Raw genomic sequence first — 20,982 nt, 5'->3', positions numbered from 1 at the left:
ACCCGCCCCTCTCTTGGGTGAGACGCGCGGAGTCATAGTGCTGATTTGCCCGACGGCGAAAGCGGAACATTTTTCGCATGAAGGATGGACACGTTTCTGCTGATTTGCCCGTCGGGTTGATTTGTCGCAGTTCGCGCCTCAACACACGCTGTCATTCCGGGGCGATGCGAAGCATCGAGCCCGGAATCCATCCAGCCGCAGAACACGTGGCGAAATGGATTCCGGGCTCGCGCTGCGCACGCCCCGGAATGACGGAGAGTGAGATCCGTGGCGCGCGTTCACCGCGCAAGCAGTCGCCGGCATGCATCGACAAACACCTTTGCCCCGGTGACGATGTCGGCGTCGTCGGTGTTCTCGCTCCAGTGATGGCTGATGCCGGCGATCGAGGGCACGAACAGCATGCCTGATGGCATGATGGTGGCGAGGACCTGGGCGTCATGACCGGCGCCGCTTGGCATCCGGATCGACTTGCCGTCGGCAAAGCGCGCGCTGGCGGCTTCGATCGCGTCCTGGAACGCGGCATCCATCATCGCCGGCGTGCCGGTGCGGATGCGCTCGACCTCGACGCTGCAGCGGCCTTCCGCCGTGACCTCGGCGGCCATGCGGCGCAAATGCGCCTCCAGGCGTTCGATCACGCCGGGATCGTCGTCGCGCATCTGGAACAGCATTTTGGCGCGGCCGGGAATGATGCTGGGCGCGCCGGGGTCGAGCGTGATGCGGCCGGTGGTCCATACCGTGCGCGGTCCGCACAGGGCAGGGAAGCTGTCGTCGATCGCGACGCAGAATTTGGCGAGCGCAAGGCCAGCATCGCGGCGGATCGCCATCTGTGTGGTGCCGGCGTGGTTCTGCTCGCCGGTGAACGTGATGCGATATTGCCAGATGCCGACGATGGAGGTGACGACGCCGATCTTGAGGCCGCTGTCTTCGAGTGTCCGGCCTTGCTCGATATGGGCCTCGAGATATCCGACGTGCCGTCCGCGTTCGGCGGTGACGCGCGGGCGGCCGGCAAGCCCGACACTCGCCAGCGCTTCACGCATGGGACGGCCGTTGCTGCGGTCGCGCGCGGCATCGACCTCCGCTTCGGTCACGGCGCCAACGTAGGAACGGCTGCCAAGGAAATGGCCGAAATGTCCTTCCTCGTCGCACCAGGCGGCGACCTCGACGGCACCTCGGAGGCTCGCGTCGGGATTGATGACGCGGGCGGCTTCGAGCGCATAGACGACGCCGAGCGGTCCATCGAGCCAGCCGGCGAAATTCTGGCTTTCGAGATGCGAGCCGGCCAGGAGCCTCAAGCCAGGTTTTGCGCTGGTGCCGAGAACGTTGCCGATGCCGTCGATCGTGGGAGCGAGGCCGGCTTCCGGAAGCTTCGCGGCAAGCCACTCGATCGAGCGCATATGCGGCTCCGAAAACGTCGGCTTGTGCACGCCGGTCTTGTAGGCGCCGATGGCGCGGAGCGCATTGAGATCGGCGAGAACGCGGGCGCCGTCGACAGACAAGTCTGGATCGGGCATGGCGGATGCACCGTTGATGGTTTCTTCCGTCCAGGCTCGCATACGCCGCGCGCTAGGGAAAGCGGGCTTTGCCGGGGGTACGCCTTCGGTCGGGACAGACCTCTGGTCTGCGCGGACCAAACAGCATAAATGACGGATCGGTGAAGCCATATTGATTTGGCGCAAGCCAGGACGAGCCAAACTTGCTTTCAATGCGCGATCAGCCCCATCAGACGGGCAGCGAAATAATCGGGGAGACGGCCATGGGCGAGATCACTCTCTTTGTCGCCATGCCATTCGACCTGACCGACGATGGTCTTGTCGCCGGCGAGCCTTTCAAATGCGCGAGCCCTGCGGCGGCGATCGAGCGCGCCAAAGGTTTTTGGCAGGTCCTGGGCCATGCCGGAGCCGTCGCGTTCGTCCGCGTCGGCTATCCGGAATCGACGACCACCGTGCTGCGCGCGTTCGGCAATGTACCGGACGATCTATTGGGCGGCTGTCATGATCCCAAGCGGACCTTCCTGACCCACTAAAACGCTGCTTCTGCTGCGGCTCGGCCTCAAGCCTGATCACAACATCGGCATCGCTGGGGCGGGCAAATTGCCCCGCCTTCACCATGATTTGGGGGCGTAAATCCTGCCAATGCCGAGCAAAAGCATGGGCAAGATAGCGCCAATGACGGCTCATCTCCCTAAGACAGCAGAGGAGGAGCACGAGGAGCAGCTTCGTAACCTCGTCCGCGTCGTTTCAGCCTGCACCTTGGGACTTTGGTCCTTTGCTGCAGGCATCCTGATCGGGACCTTTCTTCTGTTTTGAATAGTGTTGTAGGGGTCGTCAGAAGCGACCTATTGCGCAGCTAACACGCGAACCTTCCTGCAATTTGCATGTAAGCGTCTTCGCGGCTCCGACGCTCTAAATCACGCGGTCAGCCACCCAAACGCACGGCGCAGGTATACTCGCGCGTCCTTTTCCACCGGTGTCCCGTGAGCCATCAGCACCTTTTCGGCTGGCCACGCGAGAATGTGGTCCAGCGACTTTCGCGCAGCGCGGCGTTTGGTAAAGGCGACACGAAACTTGCGCGGCACCGACGGCTCGGGCCCCACCATGAGGTCCAGCTTCGCGACCATGGCCCGCCAGCCGGAATTGCGGTCGGCCGGAATCTGCTGGAGCAGATCGGTAAACAGCACGGTCCCGCTCTTGATGTGAAAAAACACCACCTCCGTCGTGATCAGGTTGCCGTGCATCAGGACCTGATCGATCTCCTTGGTCCAATCCGGGCTCGGCACACTTCCGAGGTCAGCGTCAAAGACGATGTCCTCGCGTTTCCTGCGCAATCCTGGTGGGGCGTAGAGCTTGGCGCCGGGGTAGGCGCGCTTCCACTGTGGAAGAAACAGGTGATGAAGTGAATTGGGAGCAATGATGTGCCGCACCTGACCGACGGCATCGACCTCTGCCCGCAGGCTATCGGTGAGCGCGATCGGCGATGAAGAGGCCTCCGTCCGACAGTCTGATGACGGCCATCCGGGTGGGATAATGAAATCCGGCTACTGCGACGTCGGGTCCATCCGCAGTCCAGATATCGTGAGCGAATTCGTTCAACATGGCTGGTCCGACTGGTGCCGTTCGAGCGAATTACCTGCTTCCCAAATCCTGTGCGAAACGCAGGAGGTAGCCGTCAGGGTCCTGCACCAGGAATTGCCTGTTGCCGCGCTCCTCTCCTGCAATCCGATACCAGGCGTCATGACACTCTCTGAAGAGGGGCCATTTCTCATGCTTCAGTGCATCGAGAAGAGGTGCGACTGAGTCGACGAAGATCTGAAAGTTGATCCCGCGTCCCAACGGTCGTTCCAGAGCCCCAGTTTCCCAGTTACCATTTTGTTGCTTCAGCATGACCTGAGCTCCTTGCAGTTCGAGGTACATGAAGCGATTTTCGGGGCGCTGATAGGCAATCTGGAAACCAAGTATCTTGCACCAGAATGTCTTGCTCTGTTCCAGGTCAAGCACGTCCAGCTCGGGGACGAGGCGAGCAAAGCCGCCGGTTGGCAATCTATCTGCTGGTATTCCCATGGCTCACCGGTCCTCAGAATTTGAACCTCTGAAAACATGACGGTCGATTTAGCGTATCGAATCGATGAGAGAAAGTCGGGAGCAACCATGCACTCGGATTTGAGTCGCTTCCGAGCAGCCGGACGTCTATGTTGTGCTTATGTCGCGCCTGATGTGTCTGTCGATTGCCATCGTCCTGTCACTGCTGCCGGTCGTAGCGCCGGCTGCGCCGGTTCACAAACGAGCGCCGCCACGCTGGCACGGCTACGGCTTCCTTCCGGGCTATCAGCAGCCACCGAACAACAGCCTTCCACTTTACAAGCAGAAAACTTTGGCTTCGCGCATGGCGCGCCGCGACCGGCGCCATTGGTACATCGATCCAGTGCCAAGATATTACGGGTGGGATGGCGACTGGCATTATTTCGGCCGGCCTGGATTCTACGGCGGTCGCTACAATGGCGGCAGCTTCGGCCCTTGCTGGACGCGAACGCCGATTGGGCCGATCTGGAATTGCGGCTGATTGGCCTAAAGCGCGATGAGATGAGGATGAATCATCATCGCGCTTTAGGTTATTGTTTGAGCATGATCTTTTCGGAAAACCGCTTCACACTTTTCCGGATCATGCTCTAGTGCTCAAAGACCGCAGGCGTGCATCCGTTTGCCGACAGCGGCGGCTCATGTTCCGAAGCTTCCTTTACGAGGAGAGGCAGAACAGGTCCGCTCCGCCCCTGTGGGATCAACGGCAGCTCCCGGGGCATTCCGGTCCTATCTGCTCACGGAGGAGAAAGGCTAGGGTGTGAGCTGACCCAAGGCACAAATCGATTGATTTAGATCAAGAAGAGCTGTGTCGCATCCGCGATTTTGGACTCCAAGCGGACCTGTGGCGCTGTCCCAGCCGCGAATGGGATGTTGGTCGGGGCTGCATAGCAGCCGCAATGGGCCCGAGTTCCAACGGGTGTTGCCATTCACCCAACATACTGCCCGATGACCAGCAAGTAACAGATCGCACGGAGACAGATGTCGCCAGAGACGATGGATGTCCGCAACTTCGGAGACATGCCGGTATCGTAGGAGGCAACCATGCGCGACGACGAACAAGGCAACAAGTCCAATCGTTCTTCCCCCGCGAAAAGGATCGAGATCAGTCGACGCCGTCTGCTCGGCTCCACCTCACTCCTTGCTGCATCAGTGATTACGTCGACTGCGCTTCCGCGCACGGCATCTGCCGCGACAGACACGGTACTGCCGAGGCCGGAGCCGCCCTTCTCGGGGAAGATCGAGCGCACAGTGAAGGGTTCGGTCTCCGACTTTCCAAAAGGGGTCGAGGCCCCGGCGGGGGCACCGAACGTCCTCCTGATCTTGACTGACGATGTGGGCTTCGGCGCGACCAGCACGTTTGGAGGGCCCATCCAGACCCCCAACTTCCAGCGGCTCGCGGACAACGGGCTTCGCTACAACAGTTATCACACCACCGCGCTGTGTTCTCCTACCAGGGCAGCACTGATCACCGGACGCAACCATCATTCGGTGGCGAGCGGGGTCATCACCGAGTTCGCGACCGGTTATCCCGGCTACAATTCGCTGGTGCCGAAGAGCGCCGGCTCTGTGGGGGCCGTTCTCAGGGAGAATGGCTATAATACATCGTGGTTCGGCAAGATGCACAATGTGCCGGACTGGATGTCCAGTCAGGCAGGCCCGTTCGATCTGTGGCCGAATGGCCTGGGCTTTGAGTATTTCTATGGGTTCATTGGCGGTGATAGCGACCAATGGCACCCGGCACTCTACGAGAATACGACGCCAATCGAGCCCTATTTGGGCGACCCTGCTTATATCCTGGATCGCGATCTCGCCGACAAGGCGATTGCCTGGATGCGGATGCAGCACGCGCTCGCGCCCAACAAGCCGTGGCTGCTCTACTACGCGACCGGCACTGCGCATGCACCACATCACGCGCCGAAAGACTGGATCGCGAAATACAAGGGGCAGTTCGATCAGGGGTGGGACAGGCTGCGCGAGAAGACGCTCGCGAGGCAGATCAAGCTGGGAGTTGTGCCGCCCAATACCAAGCTGACCGCCCGCCCGGAACAGATCCCAGCGTGGGATTCCTTGTCGGCGGACCAGAAGCGCCTGTATGCGCGGATGATGGAAGTGTACGCGGGCGCCTTGTCACACGCTGACTACAACATCGGTCGTCTGCTCGACGCTGTCGAACAATCAGGCCAGATGGATAACACGCTCGTCGTTTTCATGATGGGTGATAATGGCGCGAGTGCCGAGGGCAGCCTGCAGGGCACGACCAACGAGGTCGCTACCGCCGCCAATGGCGTGACGGAGAGCCTCCCGTTTCTGCTCTCGATGATCGACGAGCTGGGCGGCCCGCTGACCTACAACCACTATCCGGTCGGCTGGGCGCACGCGATGGACACCCCGATGCAATGGACGAAGCAGATTGCATCGCACTTCGGCGGTACCCGCAACGGCATGGTGATATCGTGGCCGGCACGCATCAAGGACAAGGGCGGCTTGCGAACCCAGTTCTGCCACGTGATCGATATCGTGCCGACCATCTATGAGGCCGCGAAGGTCACGCCTCCGGATATCATGGATGGCGTGAAGCAGAAGCCATTGGATGGCGTGAGCCTCGTCTATACCTTTGACAGCGGCACGACGCCGACACAACACACCGCCCAATATTTCGAGATGTTGGGGAACCGGGCCATCTACAAGGATGGCTGGATGGCGAGCACGACGCCGCTTCGCCTGCCCTGGGTGACCAGCGGATACGAGCCCAACCCCGATGACTTCAAATGGGAGCTTTACAACATCAGTGAAGACTTCAGCCAGTCGAACGATCTGGCGGCAAAGTCCCCCGCGAAGCTCAAAGAGCTGCAGGATGCGTTCGATGCGGAAGCAAGGAAATACAATGTCTATCCGCTCGACTCCAGCTTCGCATCCCGGGTTGATCCGGCAATTCGGCCGAGCCTGACGCGCGGCCGGAGCGAGTTCGCCTACTTTCCGGGGATGATCCGGATCCCGGAGGGATCGGCGCCGGACTTCAAGAATAAGTCGTGGACGATCGCGGCCGAAGTAGCCATCCCGCAGGGTGGTGCGAACGGCGTCTTGGCCACGATCGGAGGCCGTTTCGGCGGCTGGGCACTGCTGGCGATGGACGGCAAGCCCGTCTTCGCCTACGCGCTTTCGAACCAGCCGGACCACAAGTTCAAAGTGGCATCCGATCAGTCGCTCCCGGCTGGCAATCATATCCTCCGCGTCAAATTCGAGTACGAAGGCGGCGGCATCGGCAAGGGGGGGATAGCCACCTTGCTGGTAGACGAAAAGCAGGTCGCACAGGGACGGATTCCACAAACCCTGCCTTGTCGGTTCTCGCTCGATGAAACCTTCGATGTCGGTCAAGATACGGGAACTCCGGTACTGGAGGTATATGCCGACAAGATGCCGTTCCGCTTTACCGGAACGCTCAAACGATTTGTCGTCGTGCTCGAACCGCAGAAGCTTAGCGACGACGAACAACGCCGACTTCACGAGCAATTGGCCAAGGCCATGACGGCCGTTCACTGATCGATCAAGAGGCGGCGGAATCGAGCTCCTCGATGCCCACCTCCCGAAGAACCGGAGAGCGACCCATCGCCGCTGTCGGCTCGTGGCCAAAGCAGCCATTCCGGAAGGGTAGGCGGCCACGCCAGAACGCTTTGGCCAACAACGGGGTGCGCGTAAAGATGTGATCCAAATTTAAGGTGACGCGCCGGTGCAGCGGGTTACTTTCGCTGTACACACTTCGATGACCTCGATGATTGGGCGTGCGGAATGGGACGTTTTGCAACGACAGTTGACCTCTATGAGCAATTCCGGCCGCCATATCCTGCCGCGTTCTTCCGTGAGGTCGCCCAGCGCTTGGCGCTGACGAAGCAGCATGCGCTGATCGATCTCGGCACCGGGCCCGGCCTGCTCGCGCTCGGCTTTGCGGACTATGTCGGACGCATTGTCGCCGTCGATCCCGAGCCGAACATGCTGGCGGCCGCGCGACAGACGGCCGAGCAGGCCGGACGGGAGGTGACGCTGGTCGAGGGCAGGGCGGAGGACTTGCCCGAGAGCATCGGGCGCTTCGATCTCGTTACCATCGGACGAGCGCTCCACTGGCTGGACGAGAGCACCTTGGGCCCGCTGTTCGAACGGCTGGTGGCGCCGGGTGGCGTCGTCGCCATATGCGCGTCCGGCTCCGTGACAGACGGGCGCAATGTATGGCTTGAGGAATACACCGCAGCACGGCGTGACTGGTCGGACAAAAATCTATGGTCCGAGTCGCGTTCGGGGCAGCGCGTGCATCGCGAGCTTTCCTCCCTGCTGCAAGGCACCGCATTCCAGGCCGCCGAGATGATCCGGGTCGAGAGCGTGAAGCAAACCAGCGTGGCTGACTTGGCGCAACGCATGTTGACCTTCTCGTCCTCCTCGCCGGCCGTCTTGGGCGAGAAGGTCGAGCCGATGCTGCGCGATGTCGAGGTGCGCTTGATGCCGATGAGCCGGGACGGTGTGCTGACCGAGTTCGTTGTTTCGACTGCTGAGATCGTGCGCCGTCGGTAGGAAGAGCAGGGGACTCAAAAGCTGCTCCCCACTGACTTACGCATTCTTCCTTCTCGCGATCTCCATCGCCGCTTCGGCCATCTTTTCGCTCTGATCAATGGGCATCTAGCTGAAACGATTTGTTAGCCATTCTGCACTTAGCTCACAGCATCAGTTGTATCAGAGTATCGCCATGCGTCATGTTCGGAACCCGGCCTGCCGGATCGTCATCCTGCTTCTTCCGCTCGCGCTTGGTGCCTGCGCGCAATATGGCGTGACGAATACGGCTTCGACCGGGCCGAGAACGTTTGCCTGGGACGGGGCGGGAGAGGATCCGAACGCGCCGCGGCGAACGCCCAGACACTCAGCGAAGGTGGCTCAGGCGACCGTGCCATCCGCGGATGAGCGGGAGCAGGTTTCTGACGAAGATGCCGATCGCAAGCTCGCCAGCAAGCTCGTGATCTGCAAAGGCTGCATCAAGCCGCAGGAGACCGCAGAGCGGCCTGACGGATCGCGCGTCGCCAGTCGCTAATCCCGACGGATGGCGACCGGTATCGGCGTTCAAGTCTCATCAATCCGCCTGCATCGCCGTCCGGTGGTGCGCCGCCGCCGGCAGCGCCTGCCGGGCCGCTCTACCAGCCCGGCGTTCCCCTCTACGAGAATTATGGACAGGTGCTGCTCATGGCGGCTTCGGATCGCTCGGACCGAGCCGTTCCGGGCGCAGGTCGCGGCGGCACGCCGCAGCCTCAGGCAAGCAAATCGCGCTAATTGTGAACCGACTGTAATCCTTGTCTCTCTGGTGTTGGCCGCACGTCGCGACCATATCCCTATCAGGTCCAATGAGGCGAATGGCGGAGGATCGATGGCCGACGCTATGGAACTTCGGAAGCGAGCGGAAATGTTCGAGCGGCGCGCCGAGGAGGCGAAGGATCCGATCTCGCGGGCGCATTACCGCGAGATGGCTGCGCATTACCGAACACTGGCCGTCGAGCACCAGCCTGTCCGCAACGAGGAATCCGCCGATCATTAGGTGATCGCTCGCCTCGCAGCCTCAGCCCTTGAAACGGGAAGTATAGCGCGCGGATTCGCGGCAGCGCAACCGAACCCCTGCAGGTCGGGAACAATGACTAGCTAACCCCGGCGAGGAGGGGTAGGCTTTTCGTCTTACCGCTGAACGGCAAAAGGGCGACAGCTCTCGCGCGTTATTGCAATTGCACCTGCCTTTGGTTTGGACAAATGCCCAGCGAAATGATGATCCGCAGGCTGCGGGTCAATTCCAAATTGAGCGACGATGATGTTTCCGCGCTCCGCTCCTTGCGTGTTCAGGTCAAGGAATTTCCGGAAGAAACGGTCGTCGTTCGCGAAGGCGAACACGCGACGCATTGCTGCGTGATCCTGAGTGGCTTTGCCTATCGCGCCAAGGTGGCGGAGAACGGCAAGCGACAGATCCTGTCGTTCCACCCCGCAGGCGACATGCCGGACCTGCAGGGTCTTTTCCTTGACCGAATGGACCACGATCTGGTGACGCTGTCGCGCGCTCGGATCGGCTTCATCGAGCATCGTTCCATCCATCAGCTCATCGAAGTGCGGCCATCGATCGCGCAGGCGCTCTGGCGTGAAACGCTGGTGGACGCGGCTGTCTTCAGGGAGTGGATTGTGAGCCTGGGCACGAGAACAGCCGCAGGACGCATGGCCCATCTCATTGCCGAACTCCGCCAGCGGCTGACCGCAATGGGGCTGGCCGCCGATGACGAGTTCGAATTTCCGATCACCCAGTCGAGGCTGGCGGAGGCGCTGGGGCTAAGCGCGGTACATGTCAACCGGGTGCTCCAGTCCTTTCGTGCCGAGGGCGTGCTCGACATTCAGAAGAACATGGTGAAGCTGAGCGACATCGAGAAGCTCGTGGAGATCGGAGGGTTCAACGATACCTATCTGCATCAGCAATGAAGCTTTGCGGAACGAGAGGGAGCTGCCTCGCGTTGGCGCAAAATGCATATCTATCAGTTTCACATTGCCGGGCTCAGGCCTTTCCATGACCGGGAGGGCATGGAACTGCCGGATGCTGAAACCGCCTGGGCGGAAGCCCTGCGACTGGTGCGCGATATCGAGGGATCGCTGCAACCGGGTGAAAGCTGGTCGCTGGACGTCGTCGAAGACGGCACGACGATTTTCCGTATCAGCCTCGCGACTGAAGACTTGCGGATCCGGCGTGGCAGCGGTCCCGCCACAACAATGACGCGCTCGAAAACGCTGTAGAACCAAGTTGAGCGTGCCCTCGATTGCGGCAAGCCAACTCACTCCCGTATCGCTTGTGTTCAAAAGTGCACACACCGGGCGTTCTGCGCGCCGTACGATACGCGCTTAAAGGAGACGATCTCCGGAAATCTGGAATCACATGGGTTATTTGCAAATGGCCCTGCCTCATGGGAAAAGCAGGAGCATTTCGCAGCGGAGGCGTAGCCAATGCGACGACCATGCGGGCCTCTTATGTCGGAGGCACATTTTTATCTCAACACAACCAGCCTGTTCGATCTTCAGCGCGAAGTGACGGCCCTGTTTGCGCTTCGCAAACGTGTCGCGGATGCGGAGTTGGCAGCAACGCGCCGCACACGCGAGGTCCGCGCCTCGGTCGAACGGCACGCCCCCTCTCGCGGCAGACGAAAGGCTCATTGATCCCCAGGACTACGCGGCGGTTCGCCAGCGAAGCCTTGGTGTGCTGAGCTTGCGAGATGGCGATGTGTGAGATTGTTGCGGAGGGGACATGCCTCCATCCGCCGCTTCCGACGCAACATATCGAGCGGCGATCGATCCTTGAGCCAATGCGCCAGAGTTGGCAGGATGCTCAGCGTGACGGTGCGTGGCATCGTTGCCGTGCAGCGCGCTGCAGTTACACCTCCCGCTGGAACCTAATCGCAACATTAGACGTTTGTTTCCGCGGATGAGCAGCGCCGTCGCCCCGGCGCAGCAAGCGTCGTGGCCGAGGCGCTGAGCTGTGCTGTGCTGTGCTGTTGGGAGGGATGCTCATGAGACTTACTCTTTCGGTCATCAAGGCTGACATTGGGTCCGTAGGCGGGCATACGAAACCGTCTTCACGCATGATCGCAACGGTCGAGGGCGAGGTCGCCAAGGCGATTTGCAATGGCGTTTTGATCGATGCCTTCATCTGCCACACCGGCGACGACATCGCGATCATTATGACGCACACACGGGGCGAGGGGAGCCCTGAGATCCATCAACTCGCCTGGAAGGCGTTTCTCGCCGCCACTTCGGTTGCGAAGACGTCCGGTCTCTACGGCGCCGGCCAGGATCTTCTCGCAGACGCACCTTCCGGAAACATTCGCGGTGCCGGTCCGGGCGTCGCCGAGCTCAGCTTCGACCACAGCCTCTCGGGTCCGAGACCCGCGGAGTCATTCATGGTGTTCGCCGCCGACAAATGCGGCCCCGGCGCCTACAACCTGCCGCTTTACCTTGCCTTTGCTGATCCAATGTATTGCGCGGGGCTGATGCTGCCCCAGATGATCAAGGGATTCCGTTTCCATATCATCGACATGGACAACACAGCCGGCGACAGCGTGATCGAACTCAACGCGCCCGCGGACAACTACCACATTGCCGCGCTGCTCCGCGACAACGAGCGCTTTGGCATTGATCGCATCGTTTCTCAAACACATGGCGAGGTCGCCGCCGCCGTGTCGGCGCAGCGTCTTCACGCGATCGCAGGCAAGTACACCGGCAAGGATGATCCGGTCGCGATCATCAGGAACCAGGGAATTTTCCCGGCGCCTGAGGAAATCGTCTCTCCCTTCGCCAAGGCACACTTCGTGGGTGGCGATGCGCGCGGCTCGCATGTGATGCCGCTCATGCCCGTGCCGCTTAATACACCGGTGACTGGCATGTACTGCCTGCCGATCGTTTCCTGCGCCGGCTTTTCGATCGACAAGGAGGGCCGCTTTTCAGAGTCCTACACCGATTTCTTTGACAATCCGGCGTGGGACGAGGTACGCCGGAGCGCACAACGCAAGGCAATCGAGATGCGCAGCCAAGGCTGGTCCGGCGCTGCGATGCTGCCCTATTCCGAGTTGGAGTATGGCGGCTTCCGCGATACCGTGTCCGCATTGCTGAAGCGTTTTCGGCTGCGCGAGGAGCGTAAGCCGGAAGCGGCCGAGTAGGGAACGCTGCAGGCCGGCAGCAGTGGAAGGAGGCGAGCGTGGCGAAAAAGCGCATCGGCGTTCTCACGGGCGGTGGCGACGTTCCCGGCCTCAACGCAATCATCAAGACTGTGACCTATCGCGGCAGCGAGGACGACATCGAGGTCGTCGGTCTCCGCCGCGGTTGGGAGGCCCTCACGCACCTGAACCTCGACGACCCCGCCAGCAAATCGCACTACCTCATTCCGCTCAACCGTGAAAACACGCGCATCATCGACCGACGCGGCGGCACCGTGCTGCACTCGAGCCGCACCAATCCCTCCAAGATGAAAAAGCTGCCCGATCATCTTGTCGGCAGCGACGTTCCGGTCTCGGAGAGCACCAGGGGCGGGATCGCAACCAAGACCTGGGAGCTCACCGACCAGGTCTTGGCGAACCTGTCGGGGCTCGGCATCGAACATTTGATCGCCATCGGCGGCGATGACACGCTCAGCTATGCGGACAAGCTGAACGGACTCGGCGTCAAGATCATCGCCATCCCGAAGACGATGGACAACGACGTCCGCAACACCGAGTACTGCATCGGCTTCTCGACGGCGATCACCCGCGCCAGCGATGCGATCCAGCGGCAGCGCACCACAGTCGGCTCGCACGAGCGCGTTGGCATTTTCCGCATCTTTGGCCGCGATGCCGGCTTTACAGCACTCTATACCGCATACGCGACCTCGATCCGATGCGCGATACCGGAGTACAAGGTCAATCTCGACAAGCTGATCCAGTTGCTGCTCGAGGACAAGCGCGGCAACCCAAGCAACTATGCGCTGATCGTGTTGAGCGAAGGCGCCGAATGGGAGGGCTACAAAGCGCCGGAATACGGCGAGCCCGACGCCTACGGTCACCGCAAGAAGGCGAGCGTGGCCGAAGCGCTTGCCGACGAGATAAAGCGGCGCGCCGGCGAGGACACGATCGTCTCTGATCTCACCTACGACCTGCGATCGGGCGATCCTGACTTCATAGACAAGCTGGTCGCCCTGACTTTTGGAAACATGGCCTACGATGCCATCCTGGAAGGCAAGACCGGCCTCATGTCGGCGCTGGTCGAGGGCCGCTATGACCTCGTGCCCATCCCTGACGCCAGGCTCGGACCGCGCAAACTGGACGTCGCCAGCACATACAACACGGAGCGCTACCGTCCTCTCTATTCCAATAAGCGGGGGCTGCCGATTTTTCTCAACCGCGCGTCTTAGGATGGCAGGCAGAGAATGCTCGAGAACACGGTATCCAGGGTTTCGACGCGCCGTGTTGGGCTCCCGCAGATTGAGCTATCCCGACTTCTCAGCGCGAACCTCCTCGCGTTCCCGCTCGACTTCCTCCGCATCCTTGTCGTCGATGTCCATTAGCTCATTGCTCGCCCGGCGGCTTGCTTTAAGAAGCTCGTCCAATTTGGCGTGAATGGCCTCGGTGTCTCGGTGTTCGGCGCGCTGAATTACCAACGTCATGCCCCAGGTCGCGAGCGTGGCTAGGGAGTGCCACTCCAAACCGTTGCCTAAGGCAATCCAGGCGATGCCGTACATGGCGAAAAGCGCAAACGCCGCGGGGCGCGCGGTTAGCACGCCGAGCTGCGTCAGCCACGCTCGAATCTTCTTAAAGGCCATCCTGGAGAACTTGGCTGGAAGTTGCGCGTTCCACCTCAACTCTCCGCCGCGAATAACGCGCTGTGAGCCGGCACTTCTGGCGCCTTGGCTGCCATATGCTCTGTCGGCCTGCGGCTTTAGCGCTCACCGAGCATTATCACCCGCTCGAATGCCGCGTCGACCCCGTCCATGAACGCCAACGCGCGGGGCAGTGATGGTGCCTCGTAGGTGATGGCGCCGCCAGGGCCGCCCCACACGATCTCGACGTGCCAGTGATCGTCGACCCGGGCGATCGACCCAGCCAGCATGTTCGGGGCGCGCTTGATGTTCACCCTATTGTCGTCAACTTGATCGGTTCGGAACGTTGTCATGGTTCGGCCCTTCTTTGTCTCGGGCCTCCGCCTAGATTACGGCCGTATTTAAACTCGCCTCCATCCTTGATGTTCCGAAAATTCGTCCTGCCAACAACACATCAATGGACCTTGACGGCCCCGCTGCTGGCGGAAGGAGCTGGCGTTTGCTGTATCGAACTGTTCAATAGATCCCGCAATGCAATCAAATTGTCCAACGTCGTAACAATGCGAGCGCGAACGATGCTTTCATGCTCAATCCTATTCGAATCGAATAGCGGACCTGCCTTTGGCCGAACGTTTGTAAATGTGAGTGTCATGAGTGACCCAGGCCCCGACGAGAGGTTGATTTTTCCTATGCAAAGCGCTTCTGGAATATTGCCTGGGTCTACCGTGAGTGGCTCCTCGGTCATGGATGGTCTCCCAAAAAATCTTCCGGTCCTAGTGGTCGTTGACGAAAGTCCTCCACCACAGCTTGCGGAATCTTCGCGCATCACGAGCTAAAGCTGAAGTACGCTTGAGCGATTTGCTTCGTCCCAGGGCGCGCGCAGCCAGACGTCGCGCTCCTCGTCCGTCATTTAGACGTTTGCTAACTGACTTGGTTCCGCGGACGCTTGCGCCTGCGCACTCTCGTCAAGCGGACATAGACGAGCTCGTGCAGAAAACGCCACTGCCTATGCGAGCACGCCGGACAGACGAAAAGCTGCTGACTTCCGGGTGGCTCAGCAACGACCTCGATCTTGTCTCCTCGTGGGGCAGTACCGACCGCCAATGAAATAAATTCTCTGCAGTCTTCGTTTTCGCAATATAGGCCCGAGTTTTTGGCACCCACAACGCCCCTCGTTGCATTCAGCGGCTCCTTTAGGCTGGTCATCAGATGTATTCGGTGAATGGTCATGGCTGCGCCATCGGGTAGGCAGGTAAACTAACCCTCCTCGGGGCTATGCATTCAGCCAGAAGCCTTTGCCCTCGGTGCGAGTTGACCTCGGCCAAGCCTGATCGTTCCTAAACGCTGCCGAGCTTTCCCGCACTTCGATGCGCCGGCGAACGACGGGCAGGGAGTCTCGCGTTCATCTAACACAGGTAAAGGAATCACTCCTCAAAGTACGAGATGCTATTTATTCCCAGAAGGGAGGCGCATATGGTTGTTTTCAACAAAACCGGTTCGATGAATAATTTTCAATCCTTGCTCATCTCCGTTGATAGGCTGGAACAGAAGAGAGCAGAGCTGCTTGCACTTCGAGAAAAGGTGTCCAATGCGGAACGTGCCATCCAGCGGCTACTAAGTTTCCCAAAAGAAAAGGGATGGCTGGCCGTTGGGCCGAACGAATTTCAGGACGCCATAGCGAGTGCGATCGCGTCCGGCATTGGCGTGCGTGGTCCGCCGGATCGTAGTCGGTGAAGCTATTCGCATCTAGTGAATGCCCATCATTGTCGTAGCTGCCTTGTCATTATGAACAGGAGGCGTTTCGAATGAGGCGCCCGCTCGACCACGTTGCTGCGGAGCGGCACCGACCCCGGGCTATCCCGGAGGCTCCCCGTTCCAGGCCTTGCGAGCATTAAGTTGTTTATTCTGGGAACCAATTTATTAGCCCGCGTTAACTTGCATCACCGGCAACGATCGTAGGGCGCTGGTGACTGAGAGTGTAGCGCTCCCGCTGTTTCGGCCGGAGCAGTATTTAACTGCCCGTTCCGGCGTGTCTGGAGATGCCGATGACGGGAATTTTGACGACTGCTCTCATCACAAAATTGACGATGTCGAACTCCTTGGATGGAGACGACATCCAGGCAATCCAGCGTTTGCCAATCCGAAGCAAAAGTCTCCGCGCGCTCGAGGTGATCGTGGCCGATGGTGCTCGTCCGACAGAATGCTGCCTCCTCGCCGAGGGTTTTGGCTTTCGTTCGAAGACGACCTTCGACGGGCAGCGGCAGATTCTTTCGTTGCACATCCCAGGCGAAATTCCCGACCTGCAAAGCCTCCACCTCGGGGTCATGGACCATGACTTGATGGCGCTAACGCCGTGCACCCTTGGATTCATCTCGCATGACGCGATGTGGCAAATGAGCAAGGAGCGTCCGAAGGTGGCAGCGGCTCTTTGGCGGGAAACGTTGATTGATGCGGCCATTTTCCGGGAATGGATCGTCAATGTCGGGCGCAGATCGGCAACTGCCCGGATGACGCACCTTTTTATCGAGCTTTACCGAAGGCTCGAAGCCGTAGGCCGAGCCAAGGATGGTGGATTTGAACTGCCGGTCACGCAGTCAGTGCTTAGCGACTGCCTCGGCTTGTCGACGGTGCATGTCAACCGAGTGCTGCAGGAGCTTCGGGGGGATGGGCTTCTGACAGTCGATCGAGCGAACTTTCGCCTTCTCCAACCCGAAAAGCTGGAGGCTTTGGCGGGGTTCGATGGCACCTACCTGCATCAACGCCCGGGCCTCTAGGGCTGATTGGATTCAATCCTCCTAGCGGACACATCGATTCGAAAGATTGAACTATGGCCCCTTTTGACCTCAATCGACCACTCGGGCGATCCATCAAGGTCGAGCGACGACTCGATATCACGCACGGTTCTTAGCGCCTGCTCCCAAGCAGCGTTGTCATCCCGCAGTTCCTCACCTTTCGGGTCTCGGAAGGGATGGCCGTTCGAAATATGAAAGAAGTAGCGCGGCGTGATGAACGCGTGAACGCCCCCAGCGGGGCTTTCGTTCCTATGCCGATTAGGCAAACAGCTCGGCGCCTTCAGGCGTGATCTTCATGTAGGTGCTCCTGCACCGGCTCGATAGCATGCGCCAGTTCGCTTCCTCCGGGTCGGCGTAGGGGCTCGTCGACGTACTTCATGCGGCCAGCCTGTCTTCCTTATCGGGGCCGCGCATGATGATCTTCAGGGCGTCGTCAGGCAGCGGCCGTTGGAGCGCCTTGGCCACATCCCATGGCGCGCGCAGCCAGACGTCGCGCTCCTCGTCCGTCCGTCGTCAGGATCACCGGCATCGCCTTGCGATGGATCGCCGGCCGACAGCGGCACGAAGTCAACTACGAATCCGAGAAGACCTGTAAATCGGCCGTCGCCGTGAAGAAGCCAGTGAAGAAGGTTGGCAACAGCCGCAAGCGGGTGGAGAAGCGGCTCGCGCGCAAGAGATAGGAACAGCTCGGCGTACAGTGCATTACGAGTGCGTCCTAACCGTGCCAATTCGAACGGCCCAGCCAGCCGTCGACCTCTGGGCCTCAGCTTCCACTTTGCTGAGGCCCTTCTTACACGAGGCAAGAGCGTCCCAAGTCGAACTCGATTGCATCTTTTTCCCGACATGCGGGAACGGAGGCATTGCTGATTTCGTTCTACCGCCAGGCGATTCCGGTGTGATGGCGATGGAAGATATGCTTCAACTTGTCTTGGTTGTTGTCTTTGCCGCGGTGTTGCTGGCGACTAGCCAAGCGTTTACGCATTATCGATCGTCAAGAAACGCCGACGTGCCTGCTGCTGCAGTGATCTTGCGTGCGGAGAGACCGGCGTTCCCTCCTATTTGAGCATGCCCTGGCATCAAGGGAAAATGTCAGCTCTGCTTCCTGCGGCGCCTGATCAGCCAGTAGACGCCGTAGCCAATGGCAAGGATCGGAAGACCTGCACCAGCGATCGGCCCGGGGGCTCCGCTGACGTTTTTGTTCTGACCGGGCGCGTTCTCGCAATTTCCCCTGTCATTGCAGGCTTGCGCAGGCGGGGTGATTGTCGTCAGAGCGAGGGCCAAAATCGCGGCGGCTATGCCAAAACCGACCTTCATTGCCTTCTCCTCTATTGCCGATCGACATTTAATGTGAAATTAAATGATATATTAAAAAATTAATTACCGAACTTTCACGGTCATATCAGGTTACTTCCTTTCCAAAGAAGGAGGGCGGCTGGTATGCGCGCTTCAACACGCAGTGCCAAAGAGCTTTGCGAGCAACTCGCGTCAGATACCGATGTGCTGGCACAAAAGATGTCGGATTTGCTTTCGCTTCGAAAATTCGTTGCCGACGCTGAAATCGTCGCCGCTTCGCAAGGCAGCATACCGAGCGCGCCGCTAATGGACCTTGGCGGCCCTGCTGCTGGCGCAAGGAGCTGGCGTTTGCCGTATCGAACTGTTCAATAGATCGCGCAATGCAATCAAATTGTCCAACGTCATCACAATGCGAGCACGAACGACGTTTTCATGCTCAATCCGATCCGAATCGAATAGCGGACCCGCCTTTGGGCGAACGTTTGTAAATGTGAGTGTCATGAGCGGCCCAGGCCCCGACGCCAGATTGATTTTTCCTATGCAAAGCGCTTCTGGAATATTGCCTGGGTCTACCGTGAGCGGTTCGTCAGCCATGGATGGTCTCCCACGAAATTTTCCGGTGTTACGAGATTTATCACCCCGCTTGCGGAATCTTCGCCCATCCCAGAAGTACGCTCTAGCGACTGCTTCATTCCTCTAATGCGCGGTGAAGCACGTCGGTGGCCATGTCACCGGCCAGCCACATCAGCGAATTGATGAATTGATGCTAGTCAAGCAAACAGCTCGGCGCCTTCCGGCGTGATCTTCACCTAGGTGCCGCTCTCGTGCATCCAAAGCCAGCCGCGCTCGATCGCCAGTTCTCGTCCAGCGCCGTACTCGGCCGGCGAGCCGTTGTCTTGGAAGATGAACGGGTAGTTGATTTTTTCGACGTAGATGCGCCCGTCCTGGACGGGCTCCACGGCGTGCGCCAGCTCCATGATGCGGCGGGCGGCCTTTTCCGTGTCGGCGTAGGGGCGGCTTTCGGCGTATTTCATGCGGCTAACTTATCTTCCTTGTCGGGGCCGCGCATGACGATCTTCAAGGCATCGTCGGACAGTGGCCGTTGCAGCGCCTTCGCTTCGTCCCAGGGCGCGCGCAGCCAAACGTCGCGCTCCTCGTCCGTCGTCAAGATGACCGGCATTGCCTTCGGATGGATCGGCGCGACGACAACGTTCGGCTCGGTGGTCAGGAAACCGTAGACAAGGTGAGGGCCGGGGACCGGCTTCGACTTGGTGCCGCGGTCGCCCTTGAACTCGGTCCAGATGCCGGCAAAGGCCGTGAGTGGTCTGTCTTCGTTCAGCGCGAACCAGACCACGTCCTTCTTATTCGTCGCGGCGTTCGGCTCCGGCGCGTATTCAGCGAAGCTGTTGAAGGGGACCAGGCAACGGTTCTCCGGCTTCAGCCAGCCGCGCCAGTGCGGCGAACTGGTGTTGCGGATATTCGTCACAGGCGGGCCACCGTTGCGCGGCGGTGGCGGCATGCCCCAGCGCATCAGCACCATTTCGCGGCCCTCCGCAGCGTTGCGCACCACTGGCGCCGGATAGTCAGGAAACACACCGGGCATCGGCGGCAGGTTGCCGACATAGCGGTTGACGACGCGGAACAGCGCACGGATCGCTTCCTGGTTGGTCGAGATCGAATAGAGATTGCACATCAGGGGTCCTTAGCGTTCGCCCGGCCACCACGTCGATGGCGGATCTTGCGCGGAAATCTTCGTGGGCCGCAGGGCGACGAGGTGGCTGCGCTTATAGGAACAGCCGCGCTGCTCCGAGCACAGCTTGCAGCGCATATAGCGCTCGAGCTCGTGGATCGGCGTCGACTTCGGCCGGCGCACGATGTCGAGCGCGACCGTCTAGTCTAGTGCGTTTCGCAGCCGAGGCACTTCACCTCAAGATAGGTGTAGCCGGCATTGAGCGCGCGTCGCCGAGCGCGGGCGAGGGCTGCGCCGGTCCCTGAAACGCTAGCATGCGCTTGTTCCAGGCTTGGCAGGCGAGCCGATCGGCGGCCTTCCGAGCTTCAGCCGCCTGCTCGGCAGCGGCGCGTACGGACGCGCCAAAGATACTCTCGCGTGACTTGGTGCCCATGACCTGAAAATGCGTCGTGTGGGACACCGCGGCAAGCCGCTAGGGCTTGCGGTGCGTCGCTCGGAAACGACTAAGGACCGGTGCCGCCGCTCTTGCGCATTGTGCCGGCGCCGGCTCCCGGAAAGCGGCTGACAAATGAAGCCGGCGGCAGTCATTGAGCCCACACTAGGCCGGTGAACAGCTGCAGAACAAAAGCCCGATTAGACTGTCCAACAAACTGTCCAACACATTTTCTGGGTATCTTCTAAGCGATTGATCTAGCGGCGCTATTTTTTGCGTCGGAGCGCTATGGCGCTCCCTAGCGGAATCGAACCGCTCTCTCCACCGTGAAAGGGTGGCGTCCTGACCGATAGACGAAGGGAGCAAAACAATCGGCAGATCAATGCGTTAGCCGCGGGATATGCCAGATCGGCCGCCGACGGTTACTGGCGGCGACGGAGCGAACGTATAGTGGTGATTGGGTGGGGGGGCAAGCCGCAGGATGGCGCTTTTTGCAGCCATCCCCCGACGGCTTCGCGCGGGGCCCGATACCCGAAAAACCGCGGGGGTCTCGCAACGCTTTGTAAAGCCTGATGCCGTAGGCGTCCCGCATGGCGTTCAGCAGCAAGAAGCGCGACGCGCGCAAATCGATGCATCAGCCCGGCTGGATCACGCTGGAGGGCGGATTCGCCGCGCGGCCCTGCGTGGTGCAGGACATGTCGTCCACCGGCGCCAAAATCACGATCGACGATCCCAACACGCTGCCTGGAAAATTGCGTCTGGCGTTGTCGCGCGACACGCGCACTGGACGGCCTTGCGAGGTGGTGTGGCGTCGCGGCAGGACCCTGGGCGTCAAGTTCGTGAGCTAGTACCCACTTTTC

Annotated in this window: 23 protein-coding genes, 1 tRNA gene and 3 pseudogenes; 14 read left to right on the top strand and 13 right to left on the bottom strand. The window is 60.2% G+C overall.

The window, feature by feature from the left end:
* Positions 1-278 precede the first annotated feature (278 nt).
* Positions 279-1,511, bottom strand: coding sequence for a Zn-dependent hydrolase (locus CWO89_RS20880; RefSeq protein WP_130580618.1), 1,233 nt, complete (start codon positions 1,509-1,511; stop codon positions 279-281).
* Positions 1,512-1,753: 242 nt separating this feature from the next.
* Between CWO89_RS20880 and CWO89_RS20875 the strand changes: the two genes are divergently transcribed.
* Entirely contained in the window at positions 1,754-2,023 is a 270-nt protein-coding gene (locus tag CWO89_RS20875) for a hypothetical protein (RefSeq protein ID WP_130580617.1), read from the top strand.
* 384 nt (positions 2,024-2,407) lie between these two features.
* Here CWO89_RS20875 and CWO89_RS20870 read toward each other — a convergent pair.
* Positions 2,408-3,092, bottom strand: a pseudogene (locus CWO89_RS20870) (DUF4336 domain-containing protein).
* A 30-nt stretch (positions 3,093-3,122) separates the two neighbouring features.
* Positions 3,123-3,557, bottom strand: a complete 435-nt coding sequence (locus CWO89_RS20865) for a bleomycin resistance protein (protein ID WP_165421255.1) — start codon at positions 3,555-3,557, stop codon at positions 3,123-3,125.
* A gap of 139 nt (positions 3,558-3,696) precedes the next feature.
* Here CWO89_RS20865 and CWO89_RS20860 point away from each other — a divergent pair, with 139 nt between their 5' ends.
* From CWO89_RS20860 to CWO89_RS20825, 9 genes are all read left to right on the top strand, one after another.
* The gene (locus tag CWO89_RS20860) at positions 3,697-4,056 is read left to right on the top strand and encodes a hypothetical protein (protein WP_130580616.1); all 360 of its coding nucleotides are present in this window, start codon (positions 3,697-3,699) and stop codon (positions 4,054-4,056) included.
* 560 nt (positions 4,057-4,616) lie between these two features.
* The gene (locus CWO89_RS20855; protein ID WP_130580615.1) at positions 4,617-7,115 is read left to right on the top strand and encodes an arylsulfatase; all 2,499 of its coding nucleotides are present in this window, start codon (positions 4,617-4,619) and stop codon (positions 7,113-7,115) included.
* A gap of 246 nt (positions 7,116-7,361) precedes the next feature.
* Positions 7,362-8,135, top strand: coding sequence for a class I SAM-dependent methyltransferase (locus tag CWO89_RS20850; protein ID WP_130580614.1), 774 nt, complete (start codon positions 7,362-7,364; stop codon positions 8,133-8,135).
* Positions 8,136-8,307: 172 nt separating this feature from the next.
* Positions 8,308-8,646 carry a hypothetical protein gene (locus CWO89_RS20845; RefSeq protein WP_130580613.1) on the top strand — a complete coding sequence of 113 codons (339 nt, stop codon included), beginning with the start codon at positions 8,308-8,310 and terminating at the stop codon, positions 8,644-8,646.
* 330 nt (positions 8,647-8,976) lie between these two features.
* Entirely contained in the window at positions 8,977-9,144 is a 168-nt protein-coding gene (locus CWO89_RS45995; RefSeq protein ID WP_155255580.1) for a hypothetical protein, read from the top strand.
* A 206-nt stretch (positions 9,145-9,350) separates the two neighbouring features.
* Positions 9,351-10,061 (top strand): Crp/Fnr family transcriptional regulator, encoded by a 711-nt coding sequence (locus CWO89_RS20840; RefSeq protein WP_130580612.1) that lies wholly within the window; start codon positions 9,351-9,353, stop codon positions 10,059-10,061.
* Positions 10,062-10,103: 42 nt separating this feature from the next.
* Entirely contained in the window at positions 10,104-10,370 is a 267-nt protein-coding gene (locus CWO89_RS20835; protein ID WP_130580611.1) for a DUF6894 family protein, read from the top strand.
* Between the two features lie 761 nt (positions 10,371-11,131).
* Positions 11,132-12,283 carry a fructose-1,6-bisphosphatase gene (locus CWO89_RS20830; protein WP_349644893.1) on the top strand — a complete coding sequence of 384 codons (1,152 nt, stop codon included), beginning with the start codon at positions 11,132-11,134 and terminating at the stop codon, positions 12,281-12,283.
* A gap of 38 nt (positions 12,284-12,321) precedes the next feature.
* Positions 12,322-13,509, top strand: a complete 1,188-nt coding sequence (locus CWO89_RS20825; protein WP_130580609.1) for a 6-phosphofructokinase — start codon at positions 12,322-12,324, stop codon at positions 13,507-13,509.
* Between the two features lie 75 nt (positions 13,510-13,584).
* On the opposite strand, the gene CWO89_RS20820 is transcribed toward CWO89_RS20825, so the two are convergent.
* Together CWO89_RS20820 and CWO89_RS20815 are read right to left on the bottom strand one after the other, a co-directional pair.
* Entirely contained in the window at positions 13,585-13,917 is a 333-nt protein-coding gene (locus tag CWO89_RS20820) for a low affinity iron permease family protein (protein WP_130580608.1), read from the bottom strand.
* A gap of 116 nt (positions 13,918-14,033) precedes the next feature.
* Positions 14,034-14,267: a hypothetical protein gene (locus CWO89_RS20815; protein WP_130580607.1), complete on the bottom strand. Its 234-nt coding sequence runs from the start codon at positions 14,265-14,267 to the stop codon at positions 14,034-14,036.
* 1,120 nt (positions 14,268-15,387) lie between these two features.
* Here CWO89_RS20815 and CWO89_RS20810 point away from each other — a divergent pair.
* Positions 15,388-15,648: a hypothetical protein gene (locus CWO89_RS20810; RefSeq protein ID WP_130580606.1), complete on the top strand. Its 261-nt coding sequence runs from the start codon at positions 15,388-15,390 to the stop codon at positions 15,646-15,648.
* 311 nt (positions 15,649-15,959) lie between these two features.
* Positions 15,960-16,688 carry a Crp/Fnr family transcriptional regulator gene (locus CWO89_RS20805; protein ID WP_130580605.1) on the top strand — a complete coding sequence of 243 codons (729 nt, stop codon included), beginning with the start codon at positions 15,960-15,962 and terminating at the stop codon, positions 16,686-16,688.
* On the opposite strand, the gene CWO89_RS49575 is transcribed toward CWO89_RS20805, so the two are convergent.
* A complete protein-coding gene (locus CWO89_RS49575) occupies positions 16,685-16,972 on the bottom strand; it encodes a DUF6894 family protein (RefSeq protein WP_130580604.1) in 288 nt (95 codons plus the stop codon). The genes CWO89_RS20805 and CWO89_RS49575 overlap by 4 nt on opposite strands.
* 109 nt (positions 16,973-17,081) lie before the next feature.
* A pseudogene (locus CWO89_RS47985) lies at positions 17,082-17,250 on the bottom strand (SOS response-associated peptidase); the annotation flags it as partial.
* Between CWO89_RS47985 and CWO89_RS20790 the strand changes: the two are divergent.
* Positions 17,240-17,386, top strand: a complete 147-nt coding sequence (locus CWO89_RS20790) for a DUF3606 domain-containing protein (protein ID WP_245476418.1) — start codon at positions 17,240-17,242, stop codon at positions 17,384-17,386. The pseudogene CWO89_RS47985 and the gene CWO89_RS20790 sit on opposite strands and share 11 nt — an antisense overlap.
* Before the next feature lie 409 nt (positions 17,387-17,795).
* Here the strand turns inward: CWO89_RS20790 and CWO89_RS20785 are convergent, their stop codons facing one another.
* From CWO89_RS20785 to CWO89_RS20760, 6 genes and pseudogenes are all read right to left on the bottom strand, one after another.
* The gene (locus CWO89_RS20785) at positions 17,796-18,020 is read right to left on the bottom strand and encodes a hypothetical protein (RefSeq protein WP_130580602.1); all 225 of its coding nucleotides are present in this window, start codon (positions 18,018-18,020) and stop codon (positions 17,796-17,798) included.
* Between the two features lie 282 nt (positions 18,021-18,302).
* Positions 18,303-18,593 carry a hypothetical protein gene (locus CWO89_RS20780; protein WP_130580601.1) on the bottom strand — a complete coding sequence of 97 codons (291 nt, stop codon included), beginning with the start codon at positions 18,591-18,593 and terminating at the stop codon, positions 18,303-18,305.
* A 215-nt stretch (positions 18,594-18,808) separates the two neighbouring features.
* Entirely contained in the window at positions 18,809-19,033 is a 225-nt protein-coding gene (locus CWO89_RS20775; RefSeq protein ID WP_130580600.1) for a hypothetical protein, read from the bottom strand.
* Positions 19,030-19,692 carry an SOS response-associated peptidase gene (locus CWO89_RS20770; RefSeq protein WP_130580599.1) on the bottom strand — a complete coding sequence of 221 codons (663 nt, stop codon included), beginning with the start codon at positions 19,690-19,692 and terminating at the stop codon, positions 19,030-19,032. The genes CWO89_RS20775 and CWO89_RS20770 overlap by 4 nt, the downstream gene beginning before the upstream one ends.
* 9 nt (positions 19,693-19,701) lie before the next feature.
* Positions 19,702-20,122, bottom strand: a pseudogene (locus tag CWO89_RS47980) (hypothetical protein).
* 289 nt (positions 20,123-20,411) lie between these two features.
* Positions 20,412-20,486: transfer RNA gene (locus CWO89_RS20760), tRNA-Glu, on the bottom strand.
* 226 nt (positions 20,487-20,712) lie between these two features.
* Between CWO89_RS20760 and CWO89_RS20755 the strand changes: the two genes are divergently transcribed.
* Positions 20,713-20,970 (top strand): PilZ domain-containing protein, encoded by a 258-nt coding sequence (locus CWO89_RS20755; RefSeq protein ID WP_130580598.1) that lies wholly within the window; start codon positions 20,713-20,715, stop codon positions 20,968-20,970.
* The last annotated feature ends 12 nt before the right edge of the window (positions 20,971-20,982 follow it).

The organism is Bradyrhizobium sp. Leo170, assembly GCF_004296405.1.
Lineage (GTDB): Bacteria > Pseudomonadota > Alphaproteobacteria > Rhizobiales > Xanthobacteraceae > Bradyrhizobium.
Note: the sequence above shows the minus strand (reverse complement) of the source record. Positions and strands in the feature narration are given on the sequence as shown.

Coding starts and splice junctions, on each gene's coding strand:
- CWO89_RS20820 (WP_130580608.1), bottom strand. CDS start 13,917: ATGGCCTTTAAGAAGATTCGAGCGTGGCTGACGCAGCTCGGCGTGCTA.
- CWO89_RS20855 (WP_130580615.1), top strand. CDS start 4,617: ATGCGCGACGACGAACAAGGCAACAAGTCCAATCGTTCTTCCCCCGCG.
- CWO89_RS20845 (WP_130580613.1), top strand. CDS start 8,308: ATGCGTCATGTTCGGAACCCGGCCTGCCGGATCGTCATCCTGCTTCTT.
- CWO89_RS20810 (WP_130580606.1), top strand. CDS start 15,388: ATGGTTGTTTTCAACAAAACCGGTTCGATGAATAATTTTCAATCCTTG.
- CWO89_RS20805 (WP_130580605.1), top strand. CDS start 15,960: ATGACGGGAATTTTGACGACTGCTCTCATCACAAAATTGACGATGTCG.
- CWO89_RS20815 (WP_130580607.1), bottom strand. CDS start 14,267: ATGACAACGTTCCGAACCGATCAAGTTGACGACAATAGGGTGAACATC.
- CWO89_RS20865 (WP_165421255.1), bottom strand. CDS start 3,557: ATGGGAATACCAGCAGATAGATTGCCAACCGGCGGCTTTGCTCGCCTC.
- CWO89_RS20840 (WP_130580612.1), top strand. CDS start 9,351: ATGCCCAGCGAAATGATGATCCGCAGGCTGCGGGTCAATTCCAAATTG.
- CWO89_RS20780 (WP_130580601.1), bottom strand. CDS start 18,593: ATGGCTGACGAACCGCTCACGGTAGACCCAGGCAATATTCCAGAAGCG.
- CWO89_RS20860 (WP_130580616.1), top strand. CDS start 3,697: ATGTCGCGCCTGATGTGTCTGTCGATTGCCATCGTCCTGTCACTGCTG.
- CWO89_RS20875 (WP_130580617.1), top strand. CDS start 1,754: ATGGGCGAGATCACTCTCTTTGTCGCCATGCCATTCGACCTGACCGAC.
- CWO89_RS20755 (WP_130580598.1), top strand. CDS start 20,713: ATGGCGTTCAGCAGCAAGAAGCGCGACGCGCGCAAATCGATGCATCAG.
- CWO89_RS20835 (WP_130580611.1), top strand. CDS start 10,104: ATGCATATCTATCAGTTTCACATTGCCGGGCTCAGGCCTTTCCATGAC.
- CWO89_RS20880 (WP_130580618.1), bottom strand. CDS start 1,511: ATGCCCGATCCAGACTTGTCTGTCGACGGCGCCCGCGTTCTCGCCGAT.
- CWO89_RS20830 (WP_349644893.1), top strand. CDS start 11,132: ATGCTCATGAGACTTACTCTTTCGGTCATCAAGGCTGACATTGGGTCC.
- CWO89_RS20770 (WP_130580599.1), bottom strand. CDS start 19,692: ATGTGCAATCTCTATTCGATCTCGACCAACCAGGAAGCGATCCGTGCG.
- CWO89_RS20850 (WP_130580614.1), top strand. CDS start 7,362: ATGGGACGTTTTGCAACGACAGTTGACCTCTATGAGCAATTCCGGCCG.
- CWO89_RS45995 (WP_155255580.1), top strand. CDS start 8,977: ATGGCCGACGCTATGGAACTTCGGAAGCGAGCGGAAATGTTCGAGCGG.
- CWO89_RS20785 (WP_130580602.1), bottom strand. CDS start 18,020: ATGAAGGTCGGTTTTGGCATAGCCGCCGCGATTTTGGCCCTCGCTCTG.
- CWO89_RS20775 (WP_130580600.1), bottom strand. CDS start 19,033: ATGAAATACGCCGAAAGCCGCCCCTACGCCGACACGGAAAAGGCCGCC.